We start from the raw sequence: 5,954 nt of genomic DNA, 5'->3' as shown, positions 1-5,954 counted from the left end.
TATTATCCCTTTAGAGTAATGATTGATATTTTTAGTTATTTATGCTATTACCTTAATTATTTCTCTTAAGTAGGAGCAACTAAATATTTTAATTTATGTTTATTTAAATTAAAAAGAGGGTATCTAACTAATTTCTTAGTCAGATACTCTCTTTATAAGGCTTTACTATCTTAATTCAAAAGAATTACAGTCTGTACATTGTACTTGAGTTGGATTCTGCTCATGAGTTCCAACTTGTATTACAGATAATGTACAATATTTTTCAGCAGTATTATTATACTTGCATTGTTCAACTGTACACTTTATATTCGGATTCTTATCCATTAAAATCACCACCTTACCCTCTTAGTATTTACGTTAAATTTTATACTATTCCTAAAACATATAATTTAATAATGTAAATTTTAGAATAAGTAGGTTATGTAATAAAATGCTTTGCATTTTATTAATGAAAGAATGAAAGAATGAAAAAATTAAAGAATGCATATAAAAAATCTTTACAGATTTTTTAAATCCATCTTTAAAACAAAGGAGGTTTTGCATAGCAAAACCTCTTCCTTAATTTTTCATTCTTTCATTCCTTAATTTTTTATTTTAAAATTCTGTGCATTTTAAAATAAAAAAAGCTATATCAATTTCTAGAAATTAATATAGCTTATTAATTACAGTTTTATATTATTAGAAATTTCTTGCGATTTCCTTAGCTTCTTCTACTGAATCAGACACTATCTTATCTACATCCATACCCATTACATCTAGGTTTTCAACAGCTATACTCTTAACATCTTTAACTCCAAAGAATGCAAGTATAGTTCTTAAGTATCTTTCACCCATTTCAAATTGTGAACCTATTTCACTAGAGTAATCTCCACCTCTACCTGAAACTATTAAAGCTTTATTAGCCTTACAAACTCCAACTGGACCATTAGCTGTGTATTTGAATGTTATTCCTGTAACACTTGTATAGTCAAAATAAGCTTTAACTATAGCCGGTGTTCCTAGATTCCACATTGGTGCTGCAATAACAATCTTATCTACTTCTGCTATTTGGTAAGCATACTTTAATATTGGATGATTTCTACTTTCCCTTGTCTTTTCACCAAAAACTGCTGCTAAATCTTCAGCTTTTAAGAAGTCTATTCCTTCATTATATAAATCTAAAGTTATTATCTCATCTTCTGGATTTAAAGTTCTATATTCTTCAATAAAACTATCTGATACCTTAAATGTTCTTGATTGTCCTTCTGGCTTAATATTTGCTTTTATATATAATACTTTATTCATCTTATCCTCCACTATAAATCCTCTTTGGAAATATATCTTTTATTTGTTATAATATAAATGATAGTTTAAAATTTATCAACTTTCAAGTAGACACTTTTTTTATACCTAGTATCAAAAATGATACTAATTCTCATTTATTAACGTTTAAGGAGATAACTAATGGAGAAATTTACAATTGAACACAAAGATTGTTTTTATAATAAAAACTCTGATAACCACGAGGTTTGCCCTATGATTTTAGTGCACAAACTTATATCTGGTAAATGGAAAATACTAATACTATGGTACTTATGTGATGGCCCTCTTAGATTTACAGACATAAAGAAAAGTTTGCCAAATGTTACACAAAAAATGTTAACAAATCAATTAAGAAGCTTAGAAGAAGACAACTTAATTTATAGAAAAGTATATCCAGTTGTTCCATCCAAAGTTGAATATGGTTTAACTGAAGTTGGAATGAAAATTATTCCCGTCTTAAAATCTATGCATAGTTATGGAGAAGAATATATAATGGAAATGAACAATGAAGAATAAAAAAATAATTTTATTATAATTTAAATCAAATTACTTAAGTATTTAATTACATATAATTTAAACTAGGCTGTCATTATAACAGCCTTGCTCTTTATATATTTATAGCTCTTTTCTGAACTACATATTTTCTTATGATAGTAAATAATCCATATCCTATTATACAACTTATTAAGTTTAATAAAATATAATCAATACTTATCCACCAAGGAAATAGTATCTTAAATAATTCTAAAAATAATGCTATCAATAAATAGATTTTTAAATTTGATAAGAATGATTTATACTTTGAAGTTATTATTGGAATAAAAATCCCCATAGGTATTAATGATAAAAATAAAACTATACGACGTTGTAATCTCATTATGTTTCCAAAATCTCCATCCATGCTACTTGTAATTATTGCATAAATAGTTCTAAAAGGAATAAAAGAATTAATACTAATTCCTGATTTAAATACTTCCATCCTAGAAACATAAACATAAATAGGGACTAATACTATTAAATAAATAAAAAATATCGAAACCAACCCAAACTGTATATAATTTTTCTTTTGGTTTATACTACTATCACCTAACCAATTATCACTTTTAAAAATTCTAATGGCATAATCTAAAGATTCCTTTTCAGAAAATCCATCCTCTAGATGTTCTTTATATATTGCTGTAATATGATCGATATATTCTGCTTTTAATTCCTTTCTTTCCTTAATAGATAAATCTAATTTACTAACTGATTTTTTAGCAAACTTATTAATCTCCTTCATAAATTCTCCTCCTTTTATAAAAATTTATTTACTAATGATGTTAAACTCTTAAAATCATTAACTTTTGAATTAAGGTATTCTCTCCCCAGATCTGTAATTTTATAATATTTTCTTTTCACTTTGTTATTATCTTTTTCTACCCAATAATATTTTACATAACCATTATTATAAAACCTCTTTAATGCAGGATATAAAGTCCCTTCACCTAAGGTGATTTCACCATTAGAATTTTCCATAATCACTTTTAATATTTCATAAGTGTACATATCTTCTTTTGTTAATAATGCCAATATTAATATATCTATAAATCCTTTTAATAATTCTTTATCCATAATAACCACCTTTACTAATATTATAAAACTAAAACACCTAGTAATACAAGGTATATTTGCAATTTCTATTATAAACTTAAACTCATTCTAATAAAAATAAAAGTAGTTGTTGATAAAACATACTTTAAAGTTTTATCAACAGCTACTTTCGTTTAATATGTATATTTAAATACAATTTAATTTCAAAAATTCCATCAGGAGTTTTATCCTTAATTATGTATTTTTAATTATAATCTTATTCGTCCCCAAAAACCTTTTTTCTTAATTCTAGCCCAGCCTTTGTAACTGCCACTCCACCAAGGGCTGTTTCTCTTAAAGCTGCTGGTAAGCTTCTACCTACCTTATACATTGCTGATAGTGCATCATCAAAAGGAATTTTCGATTCTACTCCTGCCATAACTAAATCAGCTGTACATAAAGCACTTATTGCTCCTGAAGAATTTCTTTTAGCACAAGGAACTTCAACTAAACCTGCAACTGGATCACATACAAGTCCCATTACATTTTTAAATACTATTGCTCCAGCATCTAATGACATCTTTGGCGTTCCACCCATCATTTCAACTACAGCACCTGCTGCCATAGCTGCTGCTGAACCACATTCTGCTTGGCAACCACCTTCTGCTCCTGCGAATGTAGCATTTCTTCCAATTATCATTCCAATTGCTGATGATGCAAATAAAGCTTTTATTAAATCTTCATCAGATTTTCCAAGTCTCTCTCCTGCTGTTAAAATTACTGCTGGAATTATTCCACAAGATCCAGCTGTTGGGCAAGCTACTATTCTTCCCATTGAAGCATTTACTTCTGAAGATGATAGAGCCATTGCCATAGCTAAAATCATAGTATCTCCTGTTAGAGACTTACCACTTTTTAAATATTCTTGAAGCTTATAACCATCTCCACCAATAAGTCCACTTACTGAATATACTTCTTTTTCTCTTGCTTCTGTTGCTCCATGTCTCATTACATCAAGAGTTTTCTTCATTTTTAAAAACAAATCTTCTCTTGAAACTTCTCTATCTTCCATTTCTCTTCTAATTGCATATTCGCTTAAAGAAATAGAATTTTCTTCACATATCTTAATTAACTCTTCTCCTGATCTTGCTATATCCACACTACTCACCATCCTCTATCTTGTTAATTAATATTACTTTTTCTATACCTTCAACTTTTTTTATTTCTTCAATTAAATCATCTGAAACCTTACCATCTAACTCAAAAGTCATAGTAGCATTTTTCCCTTTTTGACTTCTTCCAAGTGTTAAGAAAGCTATGTTAACTTCACTATCATATAAAATATTAGTTACCTTTGCTACAGTTCCTGGTATATCTCTATGAGATGTTATAATTGTTGAATATGCTCCAGTAAACTTAACTTCATTACCGTTAATATTAACTATTTCAATATTTCCCCCACCTATAGAAGAACCTGTAATTTCACATTCATTACCATTCTTAAGCTTCATTAAAAACTTAACTGTATTAGGATGGTAGTCTCCTAAATCTACATCTTTAAAAGTAATTTTAATTCCTTTTTCTTTAGCAATTTCTAATGAATCTCTTAATCTTTCATCTGACGGATCCATTCCCATTATTCCAGCAACTAAAGCTCTATCAGTACCATGTCCCTTATAAGTTTTCCCAAAGGAACCATGAAGTAAAAATGTTACTTCAATTACGTCATCTCCAGCAATAATTCTAGCAACCTTTCCAAGTCTTGCTGCCCCTGCTGTATGAGAAGAAGATGGCCCTATCATTATTGGTCCTAATATGTCAAAAACACCCATTCCGCTCATATTTTTCTCCTTTAGTTTAATATATTTTTAATATAACTATTATATAATTAGGTAAAATAAATATCCATATAAATTAAAATGTTTTGATAATCTATTATTATAAGTTTAATTTTATCTATTTTCTACTTTTTATACTTAATAATTATCAACATCTTATTTATTTACAAAATAAAAAACTCCCTTAGGAGTTTTTTAATAATTTCTAATTATTCATTCTTAATTGTGCTCTAACACCACTAGTATTTATAGAAGTCACTTCCACCTATAAATTCTCTTAAGATACTATTAGTTGGAACATATTCCTTATCAATTTCCTTAAAGAATCCAAGGAAGGATTTAAGTCTACTTGCTAATATATAAACTGGGCTATCTTCCTTTATTTTGTCTAATTCTTCTAAGGCATATTTCTTTAATACACATAATTCATATACTAAGGTTGAGTTAAACATAACATCTGCTTCTTCTTGGAATACAAAAATATTTTTTTCTTCACCTCTTCTTATTGAAGGCCACATTTTTAATGTATCTTCCGCTCCATATCCTCTAGATAAAAAGTCTCTTACTATTCTTCTAACTCTTCTAATATCTGTAGTTGCAATTCTATTGTGATTATCTAAATTTAATTGAGTTAATGCTGAAATATATATCTTAAACTTCTGTTTATCTGAAATTAGAGAAGTAAGCATTGGATTTAATCCATGGATTCCTTCTATTAATATCACTCCATTATTAGGTAATTTAATAATATTATTAACCCACTCTCTTTCTCCCTTTCTAAAATTAAACCTAGGAATTTCTACTTCTTCCCCCTTAAGAAGACTAGCCAAATGCTTATTGAAAAGTTCAATATCTATAGAATATATACTTTCAAAATCAAATTCTCCATTTTCATCTTTTGGAGTATGCTCTCTATCTACAAAATAATCATCTAAAGAAATAGGTACAGGAACATATCCATTTACCCTTAGCTGAACTGATAGTCTATTGGCAAAAGTGGTCTTCCCTGAAGAACTTGGCCCTGCAATAAGTACTACCTTTGTTTCCTTTCTTTCATTAATCATATCTGCAATTTGAGCAATTTTCTTTTCATGCAGCGCTTCAGATACCATAATTAAATCTCTAAGTTCATGATTTTCCACCTTATCATTTAATGAACCAACTTCACCTACTCCAATAATATCTAACCATCTTTCTGTTTCTAAAAATATATTAGATAATTTTCTATTTTCTTTAAATACTCCT

The 5,954-nt window shown here is 28.1% G+C and carries 7 protein-coding genes and 1 pseudogene; 1 reads left to right on the top strand and 7 read right to left on the bottom strand.

Features of this window, described 5'->3' with window-relative positions; genetic code table 11:
- Window positions 1-165: 165 nt before the first annotated feature.
- A complete protein-coding gene (locus tag E6248_RS11920) occupies window positions 166-324 on the bottom strand; it encodes a DUF1540 domain-containing protein (protein ID WP_136007820.1) in 159 nt (52 codons plus the stop codon).
- 354 nt (window positions 325-678) lie between these two features.
- Entirely contained in the window at window positions 679-1,284 is a 606-nt protein-coding gene (locus E6248_RS11915; RefSeq protein ID WP_316341024.1) for an NAD(P)H-dependent oxidoreductase, read from the bottom strand.
- Window positions 1,285-1,443: 159 nt separating this feature from the next.
- On the opposite strand from E6248_RS11915, the gene E6248_RS11910 reads away from it, so the two are divergent.
- Complete coding sequence (locus tag E6248_RS11910) at window positions 1,444-1,818, top strand: helix-turn-helix domain-containing protein (protein ID WP_316341023.1); 375 nt, start codon at window positions 1,444-1,446, stop codon at window positions 1,816-1,818.
- A 91-nt stretch (window positions 1,819-1,909) separates the two neighbouring features.
- Here the strand turns inward: E6248_RS11910 and E6248_RS11905 are convergent, their stop codons facing one another.
- The 5 genes and pseudogenes from E6248_RS11905 to E6248_RS11885 form a co-directional block, all read right to left on the bottom strand.
- Entirely contained in the window at window positions 1,910-2,581 is a 672-nt protein-coding gene (locus tag E6248_RS11905; RefSeq protein WP_316341022.1) for a VanZ family protein, read from the bottom strand.
- A 14-nt stretch (window positions 2,582-2,595) separates the two neighbouring features.
- Complete coding sequence (locus E6248_RS11900; protein WP_316341021.1) at window positions 2,596-2,913, bottom strand: PadR family transcriptional regulator; 318 nt, start codon at window positions 2,911-2,913, stop codon at window positions 2,596-2,598.
- 235 nt (window positions 2,914-3,148) lie between these two features.
- Window positions 3,149-4,030 carry an L-serine ammonia-lyase, iron-sulfur-dependent, subunit alpha gene (gene sdaAA / locus E6248_RS11895; protein WP_396335152.1) on the bottom strand — a complete coding sequence of 294 codons (882 nt, stop codon included), beginning with the start codon at window positions 4,028-4,030 and terminating at the stop codon, window positions 3,149-3,151.
- Between the two features lies 1 nt (window position 4,031).
- Complete coding sequence (sdaAB, locus tag E6248_RS11890) at window positions 4,032-4,712, bottom strand: L-serine ammonia-lyase, iron-sulfur-dependent subunit beta (protein WP_316341019.1); 681 nt, start codon at window positions 4,710-4,712, stop codon at window positions 4,032-4,034.
- Between the two features lie 236 nt (window positions 4,713-4,948).
- Window positions 4,949-5,954: pseudogene (locus E6248_RS11885) on the bottom strand (nucleoside kinase); the annotation flags it as partial.

The sequence above is a fragment of the Clostridium sp. genome, assembly GCF_032552055.1.
Classification (GTDB): Bacteria; Bacillota; Clostridia; order Clostridiales; family Clostridiaceae; genus Clostridium.
The sequence above is the reverse complement of the archived record's forward strand: the minus strand, read 5'-3'. Positions and strand labels throughout refer to the sequence as shown.